This is a genomic window from Streptomyces sp. NPDC056480, from assembly GCF_042795405.1.
Classification (GTDB): Bacteria; Actinomycetota; Actinomycetes; order Streptomycetales; family Streptomycetaceae; genus Streptomyces.
Genome location: NZ_JBHTSA010000050.1, coordinates 1 through 25,249 on the forward strand (window position 1 = coordinate 1; position 25,249 = coordinate 25,249).

The 25,249-nt window shown below is 71.6% G+C and carries 17 protein-coding genes; 4 read left to right on the forward strand and 13 right to left on the reverse strand.

From position 1 onward, the window contains the following. Positions 1-46: 46 nt before the first annotated feature. The 4 genes from ACFQ79_RS22080 to ACFQ79_RS22095 form a co-directional block, all read right to left on the reverse strand. Positions 47-442, reverse strand: a complete 396-nt coding sequence (locus tag ACFQ79_RS22080) for a hypothetical protein (protein ID WP_383586039.1) — start codon at positions 440-442, stop codon at positions 47-49. Between the two features lie 121 nt (positions 443-563). Continuing rightward, positions 564-2,204 (reverse strand): protein kinase, encoded by a 1,641-nt coding sequence (locus tag ACFQ79_RS22085; RefSeq protein ID WP_383586041.1) that lies wholly within the window; start codon positions 2,202-2,204, stop codon positions 564-566. After that, positions 2,201-2,902, reverse strand: a complete 702-nt coding sequence (locus tag ACFQ79_RS22090) for a hypothetical protein (RefSeq protein ID WP_383586043.1) — start codon at positions 2,900-2,902, stop codon at positions 2,201-2,203. Before ACFQ79_RS22090 ends, ACFQ79_RS22085 begins: the two co-directional genes overlap by 4 nt. A 77-nt stretch (positions 2,903-2,979) precedes the next feature. Further along, positions 2,980-5,037, reverse strand: coding sequence for an N-6 DNA methylase (locus ACFQ79_RS22095; RefSeq protein ID WP_383586045.1), 2,058 nt, complete (start codon positions 5,035-5,037; stop codon positions 2,980-2,982). 185 nt (positions 5,038-5,222) lie between these two features. Between ACFQ79_RS22095 and ACFQ79_RS22100 the strand changes: the two genes are divergently transcribed. Continuing rightward, a complete protein-coding gene (locus tag ACFQ79_RS22100; protein WP_383586047.1) occupies positions 5,223-5,924 on the forward strand; it encodes a hypothetical protein in 702 nt (233 codons plus the stop codon). 271 nt (positions 5,925-6,195) lie between these two features. On the opposite strand, the gene ACFQ79_RS22105 is transcribed toward ACFQ79_RS22100, so the two are convergent. Together ACFQ79_RS22105 and ACFQ79_RS22110 are read right to left on the reverse strand one after the other, a co-directional pair. Then, a complete protein-coding gene (locus ACFQ79_RS22105; protein ID WP_383586049.1) occupies positions 6,196-6,852 on the reverse strand; it encodes a hypothetical protein in 657 nt (218 codons plus the stop codon). Positions 6,853-6,881: 29 nt separating this feature from the next. After that, positions 6,882-7,403 carry a hypothetical protein gene (locus ACFQ79_RS22110; protein WP_383586051.1) on the reverse strand — a complete coding sequence of 174 codons (522 nt, stop codon included), beginning with the start codon at positions 7,401-7,403 and terminating at the stop codon, positions 6,882-6,884. 179 nt (positions 7,404-7,582) lie between these two features. On the opposite strand from ACFQ79_RS22110, the gene ACFQ79_RS22115 reads away from it, so the two are divergent. Beyond that, positions 7,583-8,194: a HEAT repeat domain-containing protein gene (locus ACFQ79_RS22115; protein ID WP_383586053.1), complete on the forward strand. Its 612-nt coding sequence runs from the start codon at positions 7,583-7,585 to the stop codon at positions 8,192-8,194. A 95-nt stretch (positions 8,195-8,289) separates the two neighbouring features. Here the strand turns inward: ACFQ79_RS22115 and ACFQ79_RS22120 are convergent, their stop codons facing one another. From ACFQ79_RS22120 to ACFQ79_RS22150, 7 genes are all read right to left on the reverse strand, one after another. Beyond that, positions 8,290-8,775: a DUF4265 domain-containing protein gene (locus tag ACFQ79_RS22120; RefSeq protein WP_383586055.1), complete on the reverse strand. Its 486-nt coding sequence runs from the start codon at positions 8,773-8,775 to the stop codon at positions 8,290-8,292. Further along, positions 8,750-19,387, reverse strand: a complete 10,638-nt coding sequence (locus ACFQ79_RS22125) for a LamG-like jellyroll fold domain-containing protein (protein ID WP_383586057.1) — start codon at positions 19,385-19,387, stop codon at positions 8,750-8,752. Before ACFQ79_RS22125 ends, ACFQ79_RS22120 begins: the two co-directional genes overlap by 26 nt. 271 nt (positions 19,388-19,658) lie before the next feature. After that, a complete protein-coding gene (locus tag ACFQ79_RS22130) occupies positions 19,659-20,282 on the reverse strand; it encodes a BMP family ABC transporter substrate-binding protein (protein ID WP_383586059.1) in 624 nt (207 codons plus the stop codon). Then, complete coding sequence (locus ACFQ79_RS22135; protein ID WP_383586061.1) at positions 20,279-20,617, reverse strand: hypothetical protein; 339 nt, start codon at positions 20,615-20,617, stop codon at positions 20,279-20,281. The genes ACFQ79_RS22130 and ACFQ79_RS22135 overlap by 4 nt, the downstream gene beginning before the upstream one ends. A gap of 135 nt (positions 20,618-20,752) precedes the next feature. Continuing rightward, on the reverse strand, positions 20,753-21,499 hold the full coding sequence (locus ACFQ79_RS22140; protein WP_383586063.1) for an N-acetyltransferase: 747 nt from the start codon (positions 21,497-21,499) through the stop codon (positions 20,753-20,755). Between the two features lie 60 nt (positions 21,500-21,559). Further along, the gene (locus tag ACFQ79_RS22145) at positions 21,560-22,258 is read right to left on the reverse strand and encodes an HNH endonuclease family protein (protein ID WP_383586065.1); all 699 of its coding nucleotides are present in this window, start codon (positions 22,256-22,258) and stop codon (positions 21,560-21,562) included. An 82-nt stretch (positions 22,259-22,340) separates the two neighbouring features. Further along, on the reverse strand, positions 22,341-23,195 hold the full coding sequence (locus tag ACFQ79_RS22150; protein ID WP_383586113.1) for a hypothetical protein: 855 nt from the start codon (positions 23,193-23,195) through the stop codon (positions 22,341-22,343). Positions 23,196-23,332: 137 nt separating this feature from the next. On the opposite strand from ACFQ79_RS22150, the gene ACFQ79_RS22155 reads away from it, so the two are divergent. Both ACFQ79_RS22155 and ACFQ79_RS22160 read left to right on the forward strand, forming a co-directional pair. After that, on the forward strand, positions 23,333-23,917 hold the full coding sequence (locus tag ACFQ79_RS22155; protein ID WP_383586067.1) for a TetR/AcrR family transcriptional regulator: 585 nt from the start codon (positions 23,333-23,335) through the stop codon (positions 23,915-23,917). Positions 23,918-23,978: 61 nt separating this feature from the next. Further along, complete coding sequence (locus ACFQ79_RS22160; protein ID WP_383586069.1) at positions 23,979-25,244, forward strand: SGNH/GDSL hydrolase family protein; 1,266 nt, start codon at positions 23,979-23,981, stop codon at positions 25,242-25,244. The last annotated feature ends 5 nt before the right edge of the window (positions 25,245-25,249 follow it).

Below are 25,249 nucleotides of genomic sequence, written 5' to 3' on the forward strand. Positions count from 1 at the left end.
CCCCGTGGGGGTTCCGGCCCTTCCCGGACCTGTCGGTGCGCGCGGACTACTTCGCGGGGACCTCTTCCAGGCACAGCACGAACTTGTCCGACTCCAGCTGCTGCGCGAGCGCCGACAGCTCCGCGCCGCACTTGTTCACGTCGAAGGTGTTGTCGATGACCTTGACGACCTTGAACAGGTCGGCCTTGCCCGAGGAGCAGTCCGTGGTGTCGACCTTGGGGTCGTTGTCCGGGCCCGTCACGGTGACGCACTCGCCGGCCTTGGCGTGCACGGGGGCGTCGCCGGTGAGGTACGGAAGGCCGAGCTTCACGCCGAGGGCGATGGCGATCGCGAGGACGACACCGCCGACCTTCTTGAGGATGCGGCTGCCCTTCTTCGCGGGGGCGGGCTGCTCCGGAGCGGCGGGCTGCTCGGGGGTGAAGGGCGCGGGCGGCGTCGTCATGAGGGATTCCTTGGGGACGTGAACATGATCAGACGCGAACGCTACATGCATCAAAAAGGGCAAAGAGGATCAAGAAGATCCATTGACCGATCAGTTGTCGAGTCGTGACTCTGGCGCTCCGTCAGGAGCGCGGCCCCAGCTGACGCTGGTGCTCCAGCACCCTCCGCAAGTCCGCCGGAAGCGGGTGATACGGCCCGAACGCCCGCTCCGCGTCGAACAGCAGCCGCTGGAGCTGCTCCTGTCCGGCAGCGTGCTCCCCGGTCGCCACGAGGAGCAGCGCGATCCGCTGCCGGATGTCGAAGGCACGGGCCGGATCGCCCTCGTAGTACGGCAGGACCGCACGGAACTCGGTGAGCGCGGCGGCCGTCTCCCCCAGCTGTTCGAGGCACAGGGCGGCGTCATAACGGAATTGAAGAGCCTGCGGATCCGCCGGCCCGGCCTCCGCGTCGCGGTCCGCCGCGAGGCGGCGCAACTCGGGCAGCGCACGCCGGTACCGGCCGTCGTCCATCAGCGTGGACGCGTACTGCTTGCGCAGGATGCGGACGACCGGCGACCCCTCGCCGTGCTCGGCCGCGGCGGCGGGCAGGATCCCGCCGAGCATGTCGACGGCCCGGGTGAGCGCCCCCTCCCCCAGCAGCCGCTTGACCTCGTCGACGGCGGCTGCGACGTCGGGGCGGGCGGGAGCGGCCGGGGGCACGGGGGCGGCCGGGACGGGCGGCGGATACGAGGCCCTCGGATCGCTCCTGGGATCGGTCACGGGCGCGGTCAAGGGCGCGGCCGCGGGCAGGGGCGGCGGCGCCTGCGCCGGGACGGCAGGTGCGACCGGCGCCACCGGGGCGGCCGTCGCCGCGGGGCGGTCCGGCCAGGGCGCGTGCGGGCGGAGGAACGGCCGGGTCGGGTCCATCGGACCGGCCGGGGCCCCGCGCGCGGGGAGCAGCGGCAGCAGCTCCTCGTACACCTCGTGCGCACCGGACGGCCGCTCCCGCGGGTCCTTGGCGAGCAGCCGGAGGACGAGCGCCTCCAGGGGCTCGGGGACCTCGGGCCGCAGCTGACGGAGCGGCACGGGGGGCTCGTACAGATGGCGGTGGAGGACACCGAGCGCGGTGGACCCGACGAAGGGCACGTTCCCGCTGAGGAGTTCGTGCAGCAGCGCGCCGAGCGCGTACAGGTCGGTGGAGGGGCCGACGGCGCCGCCCATGGCCTGCTCGGGCGCCATGTAGGCGGGGCTGCCGATGGGTGAACCGGTGTGGGTGAGGCGGGTGGTGTCGCTGTCCAGGACGGAGGCGACCCCGAGGTCGAGGACGATGACGGATCCGTCGGGACGGACCATCACGTTCCGCGGCTTGAGGTCGCGGTGCACGATCGGCACGGCGTGGACGGCCGCGAGCACGGCGCACAGCTGCGCGGCGACGCTGACCGCCCACTCCCAGGGGTACGGGTCGTGCTCGGCGAGGTGGTCGGCGAGGTCGGCGCCCTCCACGTACTGCATGACGAGGTACAGGTCCTCGCCCTCGCTGCCCGCGTCGTGGACGGTGACGAGGCCGGGGTGGTCGACGTGCGCGGTCACCCGGCACTCGCGCACGAAGCGGCGGCGCAGCTCGTCGGCCGCGGTGGCCGGGCCCGTCATGGTGGCCGGCCGGAGCAGCTTCACCGCGACCCGGCGGTCGAGCCTGCGGTCGTACGCCGTCCAGACCTGGCCCATGCCGCCCTGCCCGATGACGGTGGCGAGCTCGTAACGCCCGCCGATCACCCGCCCGTTCATGCCCGACCGTCGTCTTCCCCGGTCTGCCGGAGCAGGTCGCTGAGCTCGTCGAGCTCGGCGCGGACCTGCTCGATGCGGGGGGCGTGCCCGGGAAGCGGCGGCGGGGCCTGGCCCGGCGGCGGGGTGGGGACGTACGGACTCGGCGCCGAGCCCTGGCCCGGGCCCGGCACGGAGGCCTGGCCCGGAGCCCGGCCCGGCACGGGGCTGGGGGTCGTGACGGCGGCGGGCGGGTAGCCGTACCCCGGCGTGGCGTATCCGGGAGCGGCGTACCCGGGCGGCGGGGTGCCGTACGGGTACGCCCGCGGCGGGTGGGGCGACGGCGACGGGACCATGATCACGACCGGCGCCGGCTGGTGGTGGCGGATGTCGACCACCAGGAAGTAGCAGGTCACGATCGCCATCTGCACGAGCAGCACGATCATCCCTGCGGTGTTCATCCAGGTGTCGGCGAACCGCTGCTCCAGCGGCACCACGCATCCGATGTTCAGCACCAACTGGGCCCAGAAGAACGCCCAGTCACGCCCGGTGCGCCGCGTGATCGCGATCCGGAGCATGGCGACCCAGGCGAGGAAGCCGAGCGACAGGACCACCAGGACCGTGATGAGGACCCGGACGGTGATCGTGGCCGCCGTCGGGCCGGTGGCGCGCGGCGGCCCGGGTGCGGGTGTGGCCGCGGGTGTGGGCACCTGACCGTACATACGACGCTCCCCCAGGACGGACGATCAGGCCTCTGCGGTTGACCGGACCAAGTCGGACCAAGAGAGTATGACGGCCTTCACGCGGGCTCCACACTTCCGTCCGCGAGACCGTCGTACAGCCCCTGGACCAGCTGCTCGCCGAGGCGGGCGGCGAGCCGCAGGGCCTCCTCGAACTCGGCGAGCGACTTGAAGTGGGCGCCGTGGCGGCGCTGGTCGGCCAGGGGCAGCCGGGGCAGCTGGAGACGGCGCACGTCGAGCCGGGTCGCGGTCGAGGCGAAGCTGCTGGCCTGCCGGTTGTTGGCGGTGCCGCGCAGGAATCCGGCGAGGAACCAGGGGTCGAGGGCGGCCGGTTCGGGCCGCAGCAGCTGGAGGTTCCGGCCGAGTGCCGCGCCCGCGGTGGCGGCGTCCACGACCCGGGCGACGGAGCCGCCGCCGAGGACGGGGACGACGACGTCGCCCTCGGCGACGAGGACGGGCTCCTCGCGTTCCTCGGCCGGACCGCCGCCGGCGGGGAGGGTGCCGGAGGGCGCGCCGCCGGACAGGACGTCGTGCTCGGTCAGGACGGGCACGCCGCCCCCGGCGGGGGCCGTGCCCGAGCCGCCCGTACGGAGCTGGAGGGCGCCGGTACGGGCGAGTTCGCCGACGGTGGTGAGGGGCCGCGGCGCGGGGCGGGCGGGTACGGGGGTGGGGGCGAGGCCCCGGGTGCGCCGCAGGGTCTCGTCCAGGCGGTCGCGGACGGCGGCGAGTTCGGGGGCGGTGCCGCCGGCGGCGGGGGCGGTGAGATAGCGGGCGGGGGCGAGGTCGACCTCGTCGTCGAGGAGTTCGATGACGGGGACGGCGCGGGCGACGGACTCCTCGCCGCCGCGGCCTGTCCACGCGTCGAGCACCGTGTTCCGCAGGGTGGTCCAGGGGAGCTTGTCGCGGCCGGCGTCCGGGACGAGCCCGGCGGTGTCCACGAACAGGGTCTCCGCCGGCGGCCGCTGGCCGGCTCCGGGGCTGACGAGGACCCAGAGGTGGAGCGGGATGCCGTACGGGGGTGCGGCGCCGGCCGGGAGGGCGACGACGGCCCGGAGGGCGCCGCGGCGCAGCAGGTCGGCGCGGATGCGGCGGCCGGAGCGGCGGGAGGCGACGGCGGGGGGCATGAGGAGGACGGCGGCGCCGCCGTCGCGGAGCCGGGCGAGGGCGTGCTGCACCCAGGCCAGCTCGGACTCGGTCCTGGCCGGGAAGCCGTACTCCCAGCGGGGGTCGTAGGCGAGCTCGTCGTGGCCCCAGGTCCGCTCGTTGAACGGGGGGTGGCAGAGGACCGCGTCGACGCTCAGGGTCGGGAAGGCGTCGGCGCGGAGGGTGTCGCCGGTGGCGGCGCGGATGTCGGCGTCGCCGTGGAGGGCGAGCCGGAGGGCGGAGAGGGCGGCCAGGTCGGGGTCGGCGTCCTGGGCGTAGAGCGCGGTGGGGTGCGGGACGGCCCGCAGCAGGCCGCCGGTTCCGGAGGCCGGGTCGAGGACGGTGGCGACGGGGCGGCCCTCGGGGGCCGCGGCGGCGGCGAGGTCCGCCATGAGCTCGGCCAGCGGGGGCGGCGTGAGCGTGTACTGGCGGGGGTTGGCGTCGAGGTGGCGGCCGAGCAGGAACTCGAAGGCCTGGCGTGCGCCGCCCAGCTCGACGGCCAGCTCGACGGCGGCGCGGAGCAGGGGCACGGCGGGGAGCGTCTCGGCCGGGGTCGGGGTGTGAACGGACCTGGGCACGCCGAAGCGGGCGGTGAGGACCTCTTCGAAGACGACCGGCAGGAGTTCGCCGAGGCGGTCGTCGGGGAGCGCGGCCAGTTCGGTCCAGGCGCCGGGGCGGGCGCGGAGGAGGAGCAGGACGCAGCCGGTGTGGACGAGGCCGGCGACGGTGCCGGAGGGGTGGCCGGCGAGCTGCTGCCAGACACGCTCACGGAGCGGCACTTCGGCGAGTTTTCCCTGGTCGCGGAGCCATTGCTCGATGTCGGCGAGGGAGAAGGAGGGGCTGGTCTCGGTGCCGCCGACGGGCTTGGGGAAGTCGGCGTGGCGCCGGCGCCAGTTGCTGACGGCGGCCCTGCCGACCCCGGCGAGCCGGGCGATACCGGCGGCGGTGACCTCTGCCGTGCTCTCTTCGGGCACCTGTCCGTCTCCCCTCGTACGTGTGTGAACACGCCGAGCATAGCGCTCGAACCGATTCACGGCGTGAGCGAACTCGAAACCCGTGAACGGTGTTGACTCGGTTCACAGTCTCTGCTGTGATTACTCCATCGGAACACGGAGTCCCGAAAGCGGAGTCCTCACAGCGCCCGGAAGGTGCCACAGCCATGTCTCAGCAGCAGCGCAACTGGTTCGCCCGCCACAAGGTCCTCACCGCCGCCGGCGCGGTCGTCGCTGTCATCGCGATCGGCGCGGCGATGGGCGGGGGCGGCGACACCGAGTCCCCCAAGGCGGACGCCAAGCAGGAGCAGCCCGCGAAGCAGGGCGGCGACAAGAAGGCCCCGGAGTCCAAGGCGCCCGAGAAGAAGGCCGTCACGATCGACGGCGACGGCGACTTCGAGGTGGGCGCCGACGTGAAGCCGGGCCTCTACCGCTCCACGGGCAACAAGGACGCCGGCTGCTACTGGGAGCGCGCGAAGAACGCCTCGGCCGACACGGACTCGATCCTCGCCAACGACAACGTGACGGGCACGTCGTACGTGGAGATCAAGGCCTCGGACAAGCTCTTCAAGTCCTCGGGCTGCGGCACCTGGGAGGCCGTCGACGCGAAGGCGAAGGGCACGCCCGGGACGGCCCTCAAGGGCGACGGCGGCATGTTCAAGGTGGGCGTCGACATCGCCCCGGGCACGTACAAGTCGACGGGCAACAAGGACGCGGAGTGCTACTGGGAGCGCGCGAAGGACGCGAGCCACGGCACGGACTCGATCCTGGCGAACGACAACGTGACGGGCACGGCCATCGTCAAGGTCAGCGCCTCCGACGCGTACTTCAAGTCCTCGGGCTGCGGCGACTGGGCCAAGACGAGCTGACACAGCGCACCACGGTGCGGGTCACCCGACTCCTCGAAGCGGTCCGGGCCCAACAGGCTGTTCGCCCGTTGCGCCCGGACCTCGTTCTCTCCTGCCAGGAGCTACGCCGTCGGCACGCGGATCAGACCGTCAGAGGGACCGGCTTCCGGTGCGCGTTCCAGAACTCGACGCCGGCTCGCTCCTGAGCCGCCGTCAACGCGTCGGCTCCGTACGTCGCCGCGAGCGCCTTGCCGGACCGCGCCGAGTAAGGCCGACCGCCGACGGCCGGCCGTCATCCGCTCACTCCGTCCGGAGGCAGGTGATCCCGGACCCTGTCGAGCCGGTGCCCGGACACCTGGCCGCGGACCACCGCCCGGAGCGACTCGCGGTCGCCCGCGCGGGCGGCGAGGCCGTCGAGCCATGGCTCCGCGCCGGGCCAGTCGAGCGGCATCGACCACGCGGGCCAGGCCGCGACGAGTTCCCGGGCCAGGGCCAGTCCCTCTCCGGCCAGTTCGTCCCGGCCCGCCGCCGCTGCGACGAGGACACCGTCCTCCATCTCCGGAACGGCGGCGCCGTGCCCCTTCTCCAGACGGCGCCGAGCCTCCGCGTGGTACTCCCGCACGATCGCGTCGATCGACGGCGGCTCGTCGAGCGGCAGTCGGCTCTGCTCTCGCAGAGCGCCGGCCGCGTCGGGGAAGTCCCGCTCGTGCCGGGCGAAGAGCACGGGGTCGGGCGTCCCCGAAGGGCGAGCCGAACGCTGCCCCAGCATCAGGGACACCACCGGGAACTCCCTGGTCAGTGCATGGACGTGCGCCGTCGGAAGGTACCCGTCGCCACCGGTCGTCCGGTCGAGACAGATGCCCTGCACGACCGGGCCGATCCGGCGGAGCAGGTGCAGGGGCTTCCAGGCGTCGAACCCCGGAAACTCCGCGGCCCACTGCTTCGTCACCCGCCCAGCCGTGGGAACACCCGATGTGGTCATGGCTTCGCCTCGATTCCTCGATGGGGCGTGCTCGCGGGGTCTGCCGGACTCTGCACTCGGCTCGACGGAATCGTCGCGACCGTCACCTGTCCGTCCATGAGGCATTCGATGAGCACGGAACCACCCAGCGGATGGATCCAGAAGTGCGGCCCGGCGTCCAGGATGTCCCGCGCGTGCCGCACCGCGACCTCCGCGGGCATGGTCACGGCCGGCATCAGGAGGTTGGCCCAGATGACGGCGACCCGCCCGCCCCGCCGTACGTACGGGGAGAGCAGCTCCGTCGCCATCCTCGTCCAGTGCTCCTCGTCGTCCCACCAGAGGCGGTCGTCGAACGGAGCGGACTCGAAGTCGAGCACGTCGCCGGAAGCAGCCGGGAACCTGTTCAGCGTCGCCGCCGCCAGGGCGCGGTTCTCGGCGGGATCCAGCTTCACCACCTGCCGGCCGTCCTCGTCACGGGGGTCGTTCACGAAGTCCGGAAGGTAGTCCGGGCGGGTCCCGTAGGGATCACCGGTGGTCATGTGTTCCGCTCCGACATCTCGAAATGCTCCGCCCCGGGAACCCTAACCCCCCGTGCCGCGGCAGGCCGAGGCACCACAGGTGCGGGGCGCAGGGCGGGGCCAGGCCGGGCCGACGGGAGTCCACGGACAGCCGGCGCTAGCGTGGAGGGACCGATGCGGGACCCATGAGAGGACGGACGATGGCGCTCACCCTGGCGGAGGCGGTCACCCAGCTCGGCGACAAGGCTTCGGCGAGGCGCCGCTCCGCCGCGAGGCGCCTCGGCACCTTGGCGGACGGGTCGGCGGGACCCGACCTGCTCGACGCGCTCCGCCGCGAGACGGAGGTGCGCCGGAGCTGGGAGACCCAGTACGAGATGGTGATGGCGCTGGGGGCGTGCGGCTACCGCCCGGCCGTGGAGTTCCTGGCCGGACTGGCCCGGCAGCCCACCGAGGACGACGCGGTGCACCTGGCCCTGGGCGACGCGATCACGCGGCTGCGCAGCCCCGCGGAGGGCGTATCGGCGCCCTTGGCGTGGTGCCTGGAGCAGGGGGATCCGTCGCTGACCGACGGCGCCCTCCGGGCCGTCGCCGGCTTCGGCGGCGTGCCTGACGCCTCGACCGTCGACCGGATCCTGGACCTCCTCGATCCCCTGGACCCTTACGACGGCCTGCGCTACTGGGCCGCCGTCGCGGCCGCGAACTGGCCCGGAGCGCGTGTGCGCGCATTCCTGGAGTCCTGTGCGGCGGGTCCTCGGGCGGATGTGGCCGAAGCGGCGGGCGCGTCCCTCGAAGGCCGCAGGCCCGACAGCTGAGCACGGTCCCGCCCCCGGAACGCCAGTGACCCGGAGTCTGAGAGCCAGACTCCGGGTCACTGTCTTCTCACCGGTCTCCCGGCTCACTCACACGGTCAGGTGAGGTCCTCCCACCAGGAGAGGGGCTCACCCTGTTCGTCGAACACGTTTCCGTATTCCCATTCCACTCCCTCATCGGGGAGCTCGGCCAGAATCGCCTCGATCGCCGGGAACCCGACCTCGATCGGGAAGGTGAGGACGACGAGCGTCTCCAGCTCGCCGTCGACCCTCCCGCCGATCCTCACCGCTCTCCGCTTGAGAGAGACGACGGTCTCGTCCGGGATTCCGCTGTGGAACACCTGGACCGCGACGTTTCCGCCCCTGGCGACGACCTCCGCGTGCTTCGCGGCCTCGTCGTAGGCGATCACGTCGCCGGCGGCGATCCCCCGGAAGAACCCGGGGGACAACCGCACGAGGTAGTGACCGTCACTCACCGGGGTCACCGCGACCACCTCGTCGGCCCTGGCTCCCTGCTGGGACTCGACCGTGAGGCGAATCCCGAGCGAGCCGTCACCGCTAGTCGTATCTCCTGAAGCCGGCACCGCAGCCTCCCCTCTCCGCACATGACTTGCCCTTGGACGGGGCCCCTCGGTTCTGGGCGCTGCTGTTGCACGCCGCGCCCTCGATGCAGAGGTTCTCCGGATCAAGGTTGCCACCCTTGCTCCGCGCCACGTTGACGTGACCGATCTGGACGTTGTCCGCGTTCGTGGTGGTCATGCCGCAGCGCCAGCACTGGAGCACTCCGTCGCCGTCCGCCTGGGCCTTCGCGACCATCGCGTCACGGATCTTGGTGGGAACCGTCTTCTTCGCCGTCGGTCCTCCCCGGCTCGCGCCCATCTGACGCGGCGAGGCGGTCTCGCCGTCCCGGAGGACGAAGAGCGGCAGCTGGCAGAACTCCGGCTGGTCGGCGTTGTCGTTGTGGACGAGGACGGCGGTCCCGCCGGCCAGCACGAAGTACGTGTGCAGGCCCTCGATGCTCAGGTCGTACGTGGTCCTGTCGGCCTGGTACGACGTGACCTCGACGATCGCCGTCGGGGCACCCTCGCCGTTCTGGAGCTTCTGGCCGACCCGGAGGTCGCCCGCCTGCGTCCAGGAGTCGCGGGTGGACTCGTAGAACTGGTGGTGCTCGGTGGTCTGGATCGTCTTCGGACCGGCCTCCGTCATGACGGTGACGTCGACGTAGTCACGGTCGGTCTTGGTGACGATGACCTGCTTGACCTCGTGCACCTCCCGGGTCTTCTTGCCGGGCTCGGCCGTCAGGACCCTGTCGCCCGCCTTGACCTTGGAGATCTCCTTGGTCGTGCCGTCCGCCAGCAGCACCGGCGTCTTGCCGGTGAAGCTGTGCGGGGTGCTGCCGCGTCGGACCGGGCATCCGCCGCCGGAGCCGCCGCCGGGCGAGTCCTTCGCCTTGGGGCCGTTGCCCTTGCCCTTGGCTCCGAACGCGCCGCCCATGACGGCACCGATCGTCGCCGCCTTCGCGGCTCCGGCGACCGAGCAGCCCTCCTCGCTGTTCACACAGGAGGTGCCGTACTCGACCGCGCCCGTGAGGGCTTCCTCACCGGCGCTCTCCGCGACGTTCGTCGCGATCTTGCCGGCCGTGCCGGAGAGCAGCTTGCCCGCGGCGCTCGCCGCGAGACGACCGCCGACGCCGCCGGCCGCGCCGGTCACGGCGCCGATGGCGACCGCGCCGAGGAAGCCGCCGACCGACTTCGGACCGTCGCTCATCATGTAGCCGACGCCGTTGGCCGCGGCGCCCGCGAGGGCGGCGCAGCCGACGGCGCCCACGCCGGCCGTGATCGCGGTGCATCCCGCGAAGACGGCGATGCCGGTGGCCACCGAGGCGATGGTGGAGGCGTGCTGCTTGACGAAGTTGGCTGTCGCCTTCGCCGCCTTCTTGACGGCTCTGCCGACCTTCTTGGCTGCCTTGACCACCTTCTTGGCCACGTGTTTGACGGCCTTGGCGACCTTGCGGACCGCCTTCTTCACATGCTTGACGACCTTGTGGGCGACGCGTTTCACGGTCTTGTAGACACGTTTGACGTATCTCTTGACCTTTCTGACGCTGTCGGCCACGTACCGGACGGCCTTTCTCACCGCCCGCTTGGCCCGCTTCACCACCTTCTTGACGGCCCGCTTGACCTTCTTGGCGGCCTTCTTGACGACCTTGGCGACCTTCTTGACGGCCTTCTTGACGTGCTTGTAGGCCGACTTGACGGTCTTCTTGACCTTCTTCTTGACCTTCTTGACGATCTTGTCGGCCCAGCCCGGCCAGTGGCCGGTCGGGTCCATGCCCGTCATCGGGTTGCCGTCCGCGTACGCGTACCGGTTCGCCGAGATCGAGTTCGGGACCCCGCTGAGCGAGACGGTGTCACGGCTGTTGAACTGGCCGGTCTCCGGCGAGTACCAGCGCGCGGCCATGTTGACCTTCGCCGTCTCCGGGTCGGTCCAGCCGGACTGGTAGCCCAGCGCGCCGAGCATCGTCGCGGACTGGACGACCTTGCCGAACGGCGAGTAGGTCGTCGATCCGGTCAGCGCCTCACCCGTGGTGGTGAACTGCGCCACCACGTCCGTGTGCAGGTCGGTGAGGGCCAGCACCGCGGTCGCGGTCTTCACACCGACCAGGCTCCCGCCGGCGTCGCGACTGTAGGTCGTCACGCCGTCCGAGGCCACGTCGTTGCCGTCGCCGCTGTACTGGAACGAGTGGAGCACGCTGCCCGTCTCGTCCTTGGCGTCCAGGACGCGGTCGAGACCGTCGTAGGTGTAGGTGCGGTTCCCTTCCTGGACGACCCGGTTGAAGGCGTCCACCTTCATGGTCGTCACCCGGCTGGCCTCGTCCGTCACCGAGCTCAGCGTGCCGCGCGCGGTGTACGTGTAGGCGCTGTGGCCGTCCGACGTGAGCCGGTTCCGGGCGTCGTAGGTGTAGGTGTCGCCGCCCACCCGGGTCCGGTTGCCGGACGCGTCGTAGCCGTAGACCTCGTTCGTCGTCCCGTTGTTCCAGGACATGACGCGGTCGGCCCAGTCGTACGTGTACGTGTTGGCCGACGAACCGGCGAGCCCCGTCGTCGTCTTCGACGTCAGGTTGTCGTTCGCGTCCCACCCGTAGGTGAAGGAGGCGAGCGTCTTGCCGGTCGGCGAGGTCAGCGTGTCGGTGGTCGGGCGCTCCAACTTGTCGTAGCCGAAGCTGCGCTTCGCCTTGCCCGTGCCGTAGTCGACCGACGTCACGTTGCTGTTGACGTCGTAGCCGTACGTCGCCGTCGAGCCGGTCAGACCGTCGTTGGCCGTCTTCAGACGGCCGGCGGTGTCGTAGCCGAAGGTCGACGTGCCCGAGGCGTCGGTGCGGGAGGTCATCCCGCCGTCGCCGTCGTACGCGAAGGACGAGGAGCCCGAGGGCCCGTTCGCCGTCAGGAGCAGACCCCGGTCGTCGTAGGAGAAGGTGTTCTTCTCCGTGCCGAGACCGGCGACGGCCGTGACCCGGTCGTCGGCGTCGTAGTCGTACGTGTGGTCGGCCGTGACGGCCTCCGCACCCGTACCCGCCTGGCGGACCAGCCGGCTCTTCGCGTCGTACTCGAAGGAGATGTTCACCCCGCCGGGAGAACGGGACTCCTTGATCCGGCCCGCACCGTCGTAGACGGCGGTGAAGGTCCGGTCCGCGAGGTTCGGATGGGTCGGCGTCGACGGCTCGACCTGCGACTCCGGCAGACCCCATGTGTTGTACGTCGTCAGGAACGGGTTGGCCCGTCCGTCGGTGAAGCGGGTCTGGTTGCCCGCCGCGTCGTACCCGTAGGTCGTGGTGATCGACTCGGTCGCGGAGACCGGCTCGACGACCTTCGTGATCAGACCCGAGGAGTCGTACGTGAAGGTCTTCGTGTGACCACGGTGGTCGGTCGCCGAGACCATGTTGCCGGCCCGGTCGTAACCGGTGCTCGCCGTACGCAGCACGGCACCCGTCTCGTCCAGGTCGTCGGTCCTCACCAGCTGGCCGAAGCCGTCGTACGTGTTGCGGGAGCCGGTGCCGTCGGGCTCGGTGGCCGTGAGCGGCTGCCCGTCCATGTCGTACGTGAAGCGCGACACCTTGCCCGCGCTGTCGGTCACCTCGGTGACCTCGCCGTCGGCGTTGTACTTGTACGACTCCGTGACGCCCTGCGGCGACACGATCCGGGACAGCTCGCCGCCCGGGGCGTTGTACTCGTTGATCGCCGTGTAGGCCCGCTGCGTGGGCTGGCGCACGATGTCCGTGCTGGTCAGCTCGCGGCCCAGGTAGTCGTACGTCATCTCCTGGCGGGCGCCGTTCGGCCGGGTGGCCGACAGCTGGTCGCCGTTGGTGGAGTACGTGTACTTCGTCGTGCCGCCGCCCGGCTCGGTGACCGAGGCCAGGTCGCCCAGCTGCGTGTACGTGTAGGTGGTGCGGTTGCCGAGCGGGTCGACCTCCGCCGTCACCTGGCCGAGCTTGTTGTACTCGTTGTACGAGGTGGCGCGGATCGGGGCCGACGCACCCGGCGCGAGGTAGTCGGGAGACGTCATCGACAGCTCCTGGCCCTCCGCGTCGTACGCCGTCGTCACCACGTTGCCGAGCGGGTCCGAGGACTCCGTCGCCTCGCCGAACGTGTTGTACCCGGTCATCGTGACGGGCCGGACGGAGACCGGGGTCCCGCCGTTCTGCTCCGCCATGACGGCCGGCTCGGTGACCGAGGTCTGCTGGCCGAGTTCGTCGTAGCCGTAGTCGGTGACGTTGCCCGCGGTGTCCGTCTGGGACACCGGCAGACCGCGCTGGTCCAGCTTCCACATGGTCGTGCGGACCGTGGAGCCCGCGGCCGGCAGGGTGCCGCCCTTGAGCGCCGTGACCTGTGCCGCGGTGAGCGCCTCGCCGTAGACCTGGACGTCGTCCAGGCCGCCGAGGTGGTTCTCCGCGTAGGCGCCCTTGTACCAGCGGCGTCCCAGCTGGAGGGGACCGGTGGCCTCCCACGGGGTGGTGAAGGCGGCCGGGGTGCCGCTCGCGACACCGTTCACGTACAGCCGGATCTGGGAGCTCGCCTGGTCGTAGACGCCGACCAGGTGGGTCCAGGTGTTGGCCGTGACGGCGGCGGTGCCCGACGAGACCCGCACGATGGCCGGGTCGTAGGTGTCGGTGGCGTGCCGGTTGAAGGTCCAGCCGTAGGCCGTGGAGTAGTAGAGCTGGAAGCCGGAGGCCTCCTTGCCGTCCTGCGCGACGAAGGTCCGGTTGGCCGTCGTGCTGGTCAGCTTGACCCAGGCCGAGACCGTGAAGCTGCCGCTGGTGTTCACCACCGGGCCGTTGGTCTGCGCCCACGAGTTGGCGTCGCCGTCGAAGACGGCGCTGCCGCTCCGGTCGGTGTTCCAGTGCATGCCGGTGCCGTGGCTGCCGGTGTTGTTGGCGCCGGAGGAGTCGGCCAGGCCGAAGCCGGTCGTCTCGTCCAGCCTGTAGCGGGCCACCGGGGCCGTGGTCCCGTCGTGGGAGGTGGTTCCGGTGATGTTGCCCAGGGCGTCGTACCGGGTCTCCGTGGTGGACACGTCACCCGTCGCCGGGTCGCGGTCCGTCTCCGACACCACGTTGTCGTCCGGGTCGTAGCTGGTCTGCGTGGTCCGGGCGAGCCCGTTGGGGTCGAGGATCTCGGAGACCGTACGGTCGGCCGCGTCCACCGTGAAGGTGCTGCGGGTCTGCCCGTCGTTGGTGACCTGCTCGATCAGGTTGCCGGCGGCGTCGTAGGTGTTCGCCTGCTCCGTGAAGGACTTGCCGGTCTGCGGGTCCTTGCGAACCACGGAGGCCGACAGGCCGTCGTCGGTGTAGGTGTACGCCGTCTGCCAGCCCAGCGAGTCGGTGATCGACGCGAGGCGGCCGGCGGGGTCGTAGGCCCGGGACTCCTGGACGAGGGTCGTCGGAGCCGTCGGGTTGTACGGGTCGCCGGTGTAGTCGAGCAGGCTGGTGGTGAGCGGACGTTGCTCGGCGTCGAAGGTGTAGACGTTGACGGTCCCCGCGGGGTCCGTCTCCTTCACCTTGTTGCCGTAGACGTCGTACTCGAACGACGTGGTGTCGCCGCCCGGGTCCGTCCTGGTCGCCAGCTGGTTGGTGGCGTCGTACGTCATCGACGTGACGCGCGCCGTGTCACCGCCGGTGAGGTCCTGGACCGTCTGGGACAGGATGTTGCCGTCGGGGTCGTAGCCCGTGGTCGTCTTCGCCTGGTGCCTGGCGCCGGTGACCCGGTTGGTGACGGACGGGGTCGTCTCGGTGAGGACCTGGTCGTTCTTGTCGTACGTCTGGCTCGTGACCAGGCCGGCCGGGTTGGCGTCCGAGACCTCCTTCTTGGAGATCTCGCGGCCCAGCTTGTCGTACGTGTACTCCACCGTGGCGCCGTTGGCGTCGGTGATCTTCGCCAGGTCGCCGTTGGAGAAGTAGGTGTACGTGGTCTTCTTGCCGCCCGGCGTCACGACCTGCGACACGAGACCCGCCGGCGTGACCGCGGCACCGCCCTCCGCCGCCGGGGTGGTGGCGGTGGTGTACGTGGTCGAGGCGGTCCGGCCGTTCGGATGACCGGCCACGGGGGGCGTGGTCACCGACAGCAGGTTGCCGCCCGTGTCGTAGGAGTAGCTCGTGAGGTAGGCGTTGTCCGTCGGACCGGACGAGCGCCCGTCCCGCTCCGTCAGGATCAGGTCGTTGCGCAGGTCCATCGGCGGGAAGGCCGTGGTCGAGTCCGGGTAGAAGGTGTAGTACTCCGTCGAGCACTTGTTCGCGGCCGTGTTCTGGCAGGTGGTCTGGGCCACCGTGTTGCCGCGCACGTCGTGACCGGTGATCGAGCGGTTGCCGTTGGCGTCCGTGATGGTGTGCAGGAAGCCGCCGGTGTCGTACCCGTAGGTGGTGCGGTCGCCCTCGGTGTCGATCGCGGCGAGCAGGCGGTTGCCCATCTCGGCGTCGTACACGTAGGTGAGGGTCTTGTCCTTCGGATCGGTCAGCTTGACCGTCTTGACGGGGGCGATGCCGGAGGACGCCTTGTAGGCCGACCAGTGGGCCGCCACGTCCGCATCGGTCAGGCCCTTGGCGTGGACCGCGACCTCGGCGATGGATCCGGTGAAGAAGGAGACGTCACCGGGCGAGCTGAACCAGCCCTTGCCGAAACCGGCACCGATGAACGTGCGGGTCGTCGTCTGGTCGTTGGCCGCGCCGGTGTAGTCCTTCTGCTTCACCCCGTCCAGGTAGAGCGTCTGCGTCGTGCCCTTGGCCGCCAGCACCACGTGGTGCCACGCGTCGTCGGTGACCGTACCGGTGGTCCCGAAGTCGGTCGTCCCGCTGCCGGAGGCACTCCACCAGTGACCGCGCAGCCTGCCGTCCGCACCGACGTACAGCAACGGCGAGTAGGCCGCGCCCGCTCCGAGCGGATCGTTCGGAGCACGGGCCTGGTCGCTCATGAGCACGCCGGGCTCGGCCGTCTTGAACCAGAGCTCGACCGAGCGGTCGGCCTTGGCGTGCAGCGGACCGTACGGCACCTCCACGAAGGAGGTCGAGCCGTCGAAGGTCGCCGCGCTCGCGTCACCCGGACCGAAGGGGCCTTCGGCACCCTGGATGACGTTGTTGTACGTGCCGAAGCCGGTGTTCACCTGGTTCGCGGCCTGCGCCGCTCCCTGGGTGTCGTCCAGGCGCCAGTAGCCGGCCGGGGCGGAGCCCATGACGGCGGAACGGTAGACCTGGGACGAGCCGGTGATGGTCGGCGGGTTGAGCTTCCAGGTGCCGCCGTTGCCGTCGGTGGCCTGGAGGACGCGGTCGTCGGTGGTGTCGTAGACGACCGAGGCCTGGGTCTTGCCGCCGGGGGTGGTGATCTTCTGGAGCAGCCCGGCCGACCGGACGGCGGAGTCGTACTGGGTCTTGATCAGGTCGGCGGAGAGGGGCTCGGAGAAGATCGCGACCTCGGCCATCTGGCCGTTGAAGTGCCCGAGCTTGTCGTTGGCGTTCATCGCCGGCCAGCCCATGGTGTTCACACCGGCGCCGAGGGCGATGTACGGCTGCACCCAGTCGTTGACGGCGCCGCTGAGCGAGCCGACCGCCGCACCGTCGAGGTACAGGGTCTGGCTGTTGGCGACGCCGGTCAGGACGGCGTTGTGCCACTTGCCGTCGGTGACGACCGGGGTGGACGTGATCGTCGTCATGCAGCCCGGCGACATGGCCAGGCAGCCGCGCAGCTTGCCGTCGGTGCCCACGTACACCGCGGGGGTGTTCTTCGTGGTGTTGGCCACCGGGTCGGGGTCGCTGAGGGGCTTGTCTCCGTAGTAGAAGAGCACGCCTCCGGCGGTGCTCGTCTTGAACCACAGCGAGACGGAGGTGTACGAGGGCGTGGCGCCCGGCGCGGCAGGCATCTCGACGTACGAGGTGGTGCCGTTGAAGGCGGCCGCCTTCTGGGTGGAGCCCGCGAGGGGACCCGTGCCGCCCAGCGTCACGTTCTTGTACGTGCCGTTGTACTGGCCCTGGTTGGCGTCGAGGGCGTCCTTCGCGACGGTGCCCGAGGTCTCGCCGAGCCGCCAGTAGGCGAACGGGTCGGCGTCGAGGACCGTGGTGCGGTAGTGGTTGCCGGTGGCGTACGTGTACGTCGTGCACTTGGACCAGTCGGCCGGCGGGCACACCTTGGTGAGCTGGTCACCGGTGTAGGTGTACTGCCAGGTCTGGACCGAGTTCGCGTCGCCGGCCGTGGCCTGGTCGGTGTAGACGGTCTGGACGTGCCAGGCGGTGGCCGAGGCCGGCTGGTACCAGGTCAGGCCCAGGTTCCGCTTGGAGACCTCGTTCGTGATCTTCGTGAGGCGCTTGGCGGCGTCGTACGTGAAGGTCTCGGTGCGGCCCGCGTAGTCCTTGATGGTCTTCAGCGCGTAGGTGCCGGTCTTCGCGGTCGCCTGGGTGAAGGCGTACTCCGTGAAGTCCTTGTCCGTGAGCGCGTAGCCGCCGGTGACGGCCGCGAGGCGCGCGTAGCGGCCCAGCGGGGGCACGAAGGTGCCGTCCGAGTTCCGGCCGAAGGCGACCTGTTCACCCCCCGGGTAGGTGATGATCACGCTGGTGAGGGCGCCGGTGCCGTCCTTGACCTCGACGGCCTTCATGTCGACGATCGTCGACCAGCCGGCGCCGAAGGCGGAGTCGACGCGGGGGTCGAGGCTGTTGTAGGAGCGCTCGATCTCCAGCGACGGGCCGATCACCGGCACGTCGGCGTCGGTGTCCTCGGTCGTGTAGTTGCCGTCCGAGGGGTCGAACTCGTGCCCGTCGGTGTTCATCGACAGGCCCGAGGTGACCGGCGGCTGCGGCACGGCCGTGGTGAAACGGCTGCCCTCCACGACGGCCGAGGTGCCGTCGCTGGCCTCCACGTACCAGTCGTAGTTCTTCGACCACTTCAGTTTGCCGGCGGGAACCTTCCAGCTGCCCTTGGTGATCGCGCCGGACGTGGCCACCAGCGTGGGGGTGCCGGTGGCGTCCCCGTCGTAGACCTCGAAGGTGTAGGACAGGGGGCTGGGGCCCTTGTCGGCGTCGCTCGCGTAGACGAGCAGCTCCGGCTGGAGGGTGTTCGCCTGGAAGTTGGCGGGCGGGTACTGGGCGTTGATCTGCGGTGCCGAGTTCGGCGTGTAGGTCAGGTCCAGGGCCGGGCGGAAGCCGGCGGTCGCCGCGTTGTCCGAGTGGAACTTCTTCCAGTGGAGCATGTCGTTGGTCGGCGCGGTGAGCGCCAGGCCGTAGTTCGCGGCCCCGGCGGCGACGTTGTTGAACCACGTCGTGCTGAGCGAGACCGGCATGCGCGTGCCGACGCTCGCGGCGCCGGAGCTGTTGGAGCAGGAGGCTCCGGGTGCCGGGGTGGCGGTGCCGATCGCGGCGCCGAAGGACGGACCGGGGTACGCCGTGACGGCGGACGGCGTCCACGACTGCGTGATCGGGTGCACCGAGAACGACTGGGCCGCGCAGGTCGAGGACCACAGGGCGTACACGTTCAGGGTGGCGGCGGTGACCCGCTGCCCCGCGAGCGTGGTGCCGAGGGAGCTGAACTGCAGGAACGAGTTGGTCTTGTTGGTGCCCGAGTCGTACGAGCCGACCTTGATCTGGGTCTCGGTGGAGTGGTCCCCGCCGATGGTGTTCTGCGTGTACGTCGAGTTCGACGCGGTCACGGTCGGGTCGACGGTCACCGGGTAGACGCGCGCGGGGTCGTCGAGCCAGGCGCGGTCGGCGGTCATCCGCAGGGCGGGCTGCCCGTCGGCCTTGCCGTCGACGGTCGTCAGCTCGTAGGCGACGGCCCGGGACTGGGCGCGGTCGCCGGAGCGCGGATCGACCTTCGAGTCCTCCATGTACGCGTGCGGGATGGTCGCGGTGACCTTGCCGTCGGCGTCGGTGAACTCCACGTCGCCGTCGGCGGCGACGCGGGGGGTGAGGCCCTCGAGGTCGAGCGCGAAGACCCAGGAGTTCGCGGCCTGCGGGGAGCGCAGGACGACGTTCTCCTTGAAGCCCTCGGCGAGCGGCACGAGCTGCACGTCGGTCTCGGGGAGGACCCCGGCGTACGTGAGGGTGCCGTCGGCATCGACGGTGGGCTCGGTCTTCGCCGCGTCCCGCAGGGCGTAGGCGAGTGAGCGGCCCTTGCCGAAGTCGACGGAGGCGAGGGCCTTGTCGGCGGCGGTCGGCGCGAACTCGACGTCGAGGGAGTTGGCCGTCTGCTGGAGACGTCCGTCCTCGTCCTCGGTCAGGCTCGTGTCGATGGCCTTCCACGTGCCGTCCGCGGCCTTGAAGTTGGTGCGGCCGGGGAAGTGGCGGACGGTGGTGGAGCCGTCGGCGTTGACGTAGTAGTCCGAGGTGGCCGTGGACTTCTTCGCGTCACGCCTGCTGGTGCGCGCGTCGAAGCTCTTGGCGCTGCCCGGCGCTTTGCGGGTGCGGACCTCGGCGGGGTCGTCGGTCTCCCGCTCGAAGAGCGGAAGCTCGCCCTTGCCCTTGCCGGGCTTGCGGCCGGCCTCGCCCTCGAGGCTCGTGGCGTCCGACGAGGCGTGATGGCTCTTGCCCCGGGCTGTGCCGCCCTGCTGGTCGGGGGTGTCGAGAGGGCTCTCGCTCACCCATTTCCACAGTCCCGTGAGGGAGAGCTTGGGCATCTTCACCGGTTCGAGCGTGACGCCCGCGGCGAGCGCCGACTCGGTGGTGATCATGAGGAACAGTGAGATGAGTACGGAAAGAGCCGTAGCCCTCAGCCTGCGTCTTCCGGTGCGACCCGGTGGGAACAGGCGAGGGCTACGGACCCGGCGTATACGCATGGGCCAGCCTTTACTAACGCGATGCTTACAAAGCTTCGCGAGCCTGCCCGATGACGGATCGCCAGTTCACACCAGGGTGCCGAACTTTACTGCGCCTTTACCCAATGGAGGGAACCCTTCCGGACAACTCCCTCCGGGCCGCCCAGACGGGACACCTGTCGCCCCGTCACTCCTCGCGGGCCAGCCGCTTCACCGTCGCCGCGATGTCGTCCTTCAGGGACGCCCCGGGGGCCACCCGGACCAGGTTGTCGTGGGCCGCGCCGCCGGCCTCGCCGACCGTCACGAACCGGACCTTCGGGTTCTTCTCCACCGCCGCCTCCGCGGCGGCCACCTGCGGGGCTCCCGAGGCGACGACGATCTCGCAGTCCCGCTGGACCAGACCGTTGACGAACGGGCGGGCGTTCTCCACCGACTTCTCGCCCATCACCGGTACGAACGTCACGCGGATGTGCCTGTCCAGGGACGCCGCCTGCATCCCCTCCCAGACGGGGGCCGCCGGCGCCCCGCTCACGATGCCCCGCTCGTCGGTCAGCAGACAGGCGTCGTAGTCCTGATAGGCACGGGCGCGGGTGTCGGGCGGGGTGCCCTGCCGGTCCGATCCGGCGAACAGCCAGGCACCGACGAGACCGAGGGCGAGGACCACGACCGAGCCGACGACCCAGCCGGCCCGGCCGCGCAGCGCCCCGGCACCGGCGGCCAGCAGCCCGGGGACCCGGGCCGACCCGGACTCCGCCGCCTCCCTCCTCGCCGACTCCCGCTCGGCGACGCGCCAGGCACGACGGGTCTTCACCGGCCGGCCCCCTTCGCGGTGAGGCAGTGCGCCGCCGCACCCAGGGTGGAGGCCGCGAGCAGCACCACGTCGACGAGGTAGGCGAAGCCGTGGGTCTCCTCGGGCGTCAGCGCGATCTGGAAGCACCAGCCGACCGAGGCGGCCGTGAACAGCAGCGCGGCGAGCCAGTCGTTCCGCGTCCCGCGCCGCAGGGCGAGGGCGAGCGAGGGGACGAACCCGAGGACACCGAGACTGAGCAGCGGCACCAGCGCGAGCCCGACCCGGGCCGGCCGGCCCGGCAGCTCCTTGGGGCGCGGGGACTCCGCGCCCTTCTCCAAGCGGACGGCCTGGTTCACGATTCGCGGGACCTCTCACGGAGGCGCCCGCCGGGGGCGGGGCGCACGGGTGTACGACAGGGGACGCCGTACGGTACATCCCCCGCCGCGAGGATCACCCCCGGGGGCCTCTCCCCCCGCGGCGCCCCGTACACCTCAGATGCGGTGCCGCACCCACACATTGGGCTCGACGTAGACCGCGTATCCCCGCGAGACGTCGCAGTGGACGGGCACGAGCGCGCCCTCGACCTCGACCGGGCCGTCCGCGTCGAAGGGGAGACCGGTCCACGAGCGCCACTGCTCGACCGAGCCGGAGACGGTCATCGAGGCCGGGGCCACCGCCTCGATGACACCGCCCGCGCGTACGTGGACGCGCAGCCAGGCGTCGTGCGGCAGACCGTCGGACTCCCGGGTGCGGAACGCGTACTCGTGGATGGAGGACGCGGCCTCCAGGTGCTTGCCGTTGGGGCGGACCGGGGCGACCAGCTCGGAGAAGCCGCGCCGCGCGGCGTTGTCCCGCATGGCGGCCAGCATCCGGTGCGAGAGGCCCTGACCCAGGGCGCTCGTGTCGACCGTGATCTCGATGGCGCTGACGGTGTCGGCCTCGCGGCCGTGCTTCAGGTCGGAGAACGCCCAGAGGAGCACCTCGTCCCAGCCGCGCGCCGGCAGCGCGCGGCGTCCGTCGACATCGAGCCGGAAGGGAACGCTGAAGCCACGGGCGACGACCTTGCCCTCGCCGTCGGTGGCGACGAGCACGAACTCCGGCAGCTCACGCACGATCCGCCCGATGTTCGCCCAGCCCACCGGGTCGTACATCATGAACTCGGGCCAGAGATCGCGCATGCCCCACATCGGCCCCTCCAGTTCGGGGCGCTCGGCGAGGGTCGATATGTTCAGGTCCATGCAGGCAGAGTAAAGATCATTTCCCGCCGCACCAAGAGGTTTTCCCCTGGCCGGGGAGGGCTACGGGAGTTTCTGCTGCGGGCAGCCGGCGAGGACCCGCTTCATCGCGTCCCGCTCGCCGCCCGTCACCCACACCCCGTACTTCTTCTTCACGGCGATCTGCCGCGCCACGTACGTGCAGCGGTACGCCTTGTTCGGCGGCAGCCAGGTCGCCGCGTCGCCGTCGGACTTGCGGCGGTTGGTGGAGGCGTCGACGGCGAGCAGGTTGAGCGGGTCGTTGGCGAACCGGCGCCGGGTCTCCGCGTCCCACGTGCCCGCGCCCTTCTGCCAGGCGTCGGAGAGCGCGACGACATGGTCGATGTCGACCTTGCTGCGCCCCCGGACGAAGCGGACGGTGGTCCCGGTGTACGGGTCGTCGGTGAGCGTGCCGGAGGCGACCTTGCAGCGACCGTCGGTGAACCGGACGCCGGTCAGGTCGCGCTTGAGTATGTCGTCCCGGGTCCCGCAGCCGTTGCCGTCCACGTCCACCCAGGCACGCCCGAACTTCTCCCGCTCGTAACCGGTCTTCGGCGCCCGCCCCTTGACGGTGAGCGTCTCCACGGCGGCGAGAGCGGTCCCCCGCGCGGCGGGCCTGTCTCCCGCGCCGCCGCCGGATCCCGGACCGCCGCCGGATCCCGGACCGTCGCCGGCTCCGGGCGAGCAGGCGGTGGCGAGGAGCGTGGCGACGGCAAGTGCCGAGGCGGCCAGGGTCGTTCGCATCGTCCGCTCTGTAAGCATTCGGGAATTCTAGGCGGCGCGGGCCCGCCGGGGAGGCGGGACCCCGGCCGGCCCTTCGCCCCCCTCAGACCTTGCCGATGCCCAGGGTGTTCTCGGAGGGCAGCAGGCCGGAACCGATCGCCGCCAGCCAGGGGCCGCCGAGCAACTCCGCGAGACGGGCGGTGCCGTCCGGGCCGAGGGCGGCCCAGGGGGCGACGGCGAGTTCGTCCGTGCGCCGCTCGACCTCGGCGCGCAGGGCGCGGCCCGCCTCGGTGGCCGCCCCGTCGGCGGTCAGGAGGCCGCGGTCGACGAGACGGGTGCGCGCCGCCGCCCATTCCCCGCCGCTCCAGCCCCGGCTCTCGAAGACGGGCTCCGGCGCCGCGCCGATCGCCGCGAAGGAGACGAGCGACTCGACCGGGTCGAGCCCGGCGTCGACGAGGGCTTCGAGGTGGCCGTCGCCCCGGTGCTCGCGCAGGATCGTCGCGGACTGCCAGAGGACCACGTGCGGTGCCTCGGGCCGGGGCAGGGCGGCGTTGGCGACGGCGAGCGGGCGGGAGACCTCGGCCCCGGAGGCGGCCGTCGCCCCGTCGGCGGCGGTGCGGGCGAGAGCGGCGGCCTCGGCGAGTCCGGGGCTCGCGAGGAGCTCCTCGCCCAGGACGGCCCGGTAGGTGCGGTCGACGGCCCGGAGCCGCGCGGCGAGCACGTCGGCCGGGGCTGCGGCCTCCCAGGCGGCGGGGACGTACCGGGCGATCATCGCGGGGCTGAAGCTGTAGAAGGTGTCCGCCACCCGGTCCGCGCCCACGGGGCCGAGGGGCGCGGCGCGCCAGGCGAAGTAGGAGGGCCAGCGCTCGGAGGTGTCGTAGCCGAGGGCGGCGGCCTCGTCGAAGGCCTCGGGGGCGTAGTAGAGCAGGGCGTGCAGGGGTTCGAGCAGGTGCCACATCTGACGTACGCGTCCGGATTCCACGGCGGGCTCCTCTTCACTCGCTCAGCTTCACTCGCTCAGCATCTAGTCACTGCCTAGATAGTGCTCCGCAGCCCTGAACTTGTCAATGCCTAGATTGGGGCTAGGCTCCTCCCATGACGCCTACCAGCCGGACCTCCTACCACCACGGCGGCCTGCGCCGGGCCGTCCTCGACGCCGCCCTCGACGTCATCGCCGCCGAGGGCCCCGGGGCGCTCAGCCTGCGCGACCTCGCGCGCCGCGCGGGCGTCTCGCACGCCGCGCCCGCCCACCACTTCAAGGACCGCACCGGACTCCTCACCGCCCTCGCGACCGAGGGGTACGGGCTCCTCGCCGAGGCCCTCGCCGCCGCGCCCGAGCTGCGCGAACGCGGGGTGCGGTACGTGCGGTTCGCGGTCGGGCACCCCGCCCACTTCCAGGTCATGTTCCAGCCGGACCTGCTGCGCGCCGACGACCCGGACCTGCTCGCAGCCAAGGAGCGCGCCTCCGCCGAACTCCGCGCCGGCGTCGCCGGCCTCACGGACGTCCCCGACGCCCGGACGGCGGGCATCGCGGCCTGGTCGCTCGCCCACGGCTTCGCGACGCTGCTCCTCACCCACAACGTGACGGGAGCACTGGGCGACCGCGACCCCGAGGAGTACTTCCGCTCCCTCACCGGCCTGCTCTTCACCGGCCAACTCCCGCTGGAGGAGCAGCCGTAGGGAAGGCGAGAGGAAGGAAGCCGCGGGAATAGCCCGCGCCGGTCGGCAATTGACGGAGAACATGAGAACCACGAACACCCTCCGTCGCACCGCAACGGCCCTGCTCACCACGGCTGCCCTCGCCTTAGCTCCCACCGCCCTCGCCACCCCCGACCACGCGGGATCCGGCTCGCCCTGGCGCGGCGCCTGGGCCGCCTCCCCGCAGGCACCGAGCGCGCCGCTCGGCCCCAACTGGTCGCAGCAGGGCTTCGACGACCACACCGTGCGGCAGGTCGTCCGCGTCACGGCCGCCGGCACCCGGGCCCGGATCGAGCTGAGCAACCGGTACGGCACCACCCCGCTGCGCGTCACCGGCGCGACCGTCGCCCGTACGGCCGAGGGCGGCGCGGTACGGGCCGGTTCGGTCCGCACCCTGCGCTTCGACGGGCGGGCGTCCACCACGATCCCGGCCGGCGGCACGCTCCTCAGCGACGGCGCGCCGTTCCCGGTCAAGGCCTTCGAGTCCCTGACCGTCACCCTGTACCTGGCCGGCGAGACCGGCCCGGCCACCTTCCACCAGTTCGCCGGCGCCACCGCCTTCCGGGCCGAAGGCGACCACCGCGGAGACCTGTCCGGCTCGGCCTTCACGGAGACGAGCACGTCCTCGTACTTCCTGTCGGGCGTCGAGGTCACCGGCGGCCGTGACACCGCCCGCCGCGACGGCATCGTCACCTTCGGCGACTCGATCACCGACGGCGTGGGCTCCGCGACGGACGCGGACAACCGCTACCCGGACGAGCTCGCCGAGCGCCTGGCAGCGGCGGGCAGCCCGCGCGCGGTCCTCAACCACGGGATCGCGGGCAACCAGGTCGTCAACGACACGACCTGGGCCGGCGAGAAAGCCCTCACCCGCTTCCGCCACGACGTCCTGAACGAGCGGGGCGTCCGCACGGTCATCCTCCTCGAAGGCATCAACGACATCGGCGGCAGCACGGTGAACTTCCCCGCCGCGCCCACCCCCGACGTCTCCGTCACCGAACTGATCAAGGGCCACCGCACCCTCATACGCCAGGCCCACGCCAAGGGCCTGAAGGTGATCGGCGCGACCCTGACCCCGGTCAAGGGCTCCTTCTACGACACCCCGGCCAACGAGGCCAAGCGCGACGCCTTCAACGCCTGGGTCCGCACCTCGGGCGCGTACGACGCGATCGTCGACCTCGACCGGGCGGTCGCGGACCCGGCGGACCCGGACCGCATCCTCCCGGCGTACGACTCGGGCGACGCCCTCCACCCGAACGACGCGGGCTACCGCGCGATGGCCGGGGCACTGGACCTCGACGAGCTGTAACCGCC

What these genes read in the sequence shown, in the direction of transcription:
- ACFQ79_RS22080 (WP_383586039.1), bottom strand. Translation starts at nt 442, where the DNA reads ATGACGACGCCGCCCGCGCCCTTCACCCCCGAGCAGCCCGCCGCTCCG.
- ACFQ79_RS22085 (WP_383586041.1), bottom strand. Translation starts at nt 2,204, where the DNA reads ATGAACGGGCGGGTGATCGGCGGGCGTTACGAGCTCGCCACCGTCATC.
- ACFQ79_RS22090 (WP_383586043.1), bottom strand. Translation starts at nt 2,902, where the DNA reads ATGTACGGTCAGGTGCCCACACCCGCGGCCACACCCGCACCCGGGCCG.
- ACFQ79_RS22100 (WP_383586047.1), top strand. Translation starts at nt 5,223, where the DNA reads ATGTCTCAGCAGCAGCGCAACTGGTTCGCCCGCCACAAGGTCCTCACC.
- ACFQ79_RS22110 (WP_383586051.1), bottom strand. Translation starts at nt 7,403, where the DNA reads ATGACCACCGGTGATCCCTACGGGACCCGCCCGGACTACCTTCCGGAC.
- ACFQ79_RS22115 (WP_383586053.1), top strand. Translation starts at nt 7,583, where the DNA reads ATGGCGCTCACCCTGGCGGAGGCGGTCACCCAGCTCGGCGACAAGGCT.
- ACFQ79_RS22125 (WP_383586057.1), bottom strand. Translation starts at nt 19,387, where the DNA reads ATGATCACCACCGAGTCGGCGCTCGCCGCGGGCGTCACGCTCGAACCG.
- ACFQ79_RS22140 (WP_383586063.1), bottom strand. Translation starts at nt 21,499, where the DNA reads ATGGACCTGAACATATCGACCCTCGCCGAGCGCCCCGAACTGGAGGGG.
- ACFQ79_RS22145 (WP_383586065.1), bottom strand. Translation starts at nt 22,258, where the DNA reads ATGCGAACGACCCTGGCCGCCTCGGCACTTGCCGTCGCCACGCTCCTC.
- ACFQ79_RS22150 (WP_383586113.1), bottom strand. Translation starts at nt 23,195, where the DNA reads ATGTGGCACCTGCTCGAACCCCTGCACGCCCTGCTCTACTACGCCCCC.
- ACFQ79_RS22155 (WP_383586067.1), top strand. Translation starts at nt 23,333, where the DNA reads ATGACGCCTACCAGCCGGACCTCCTACCACCACGGCGGCCTGCGCCGG.
- ACFQ79_RS22160 (WP_383586069.1), top strand. Translation starts at nt 23,979, where the DNA reads ATGAGAACCACGAACACCCTCCGTCGCACCGCAACGGCCCTGCTCACC.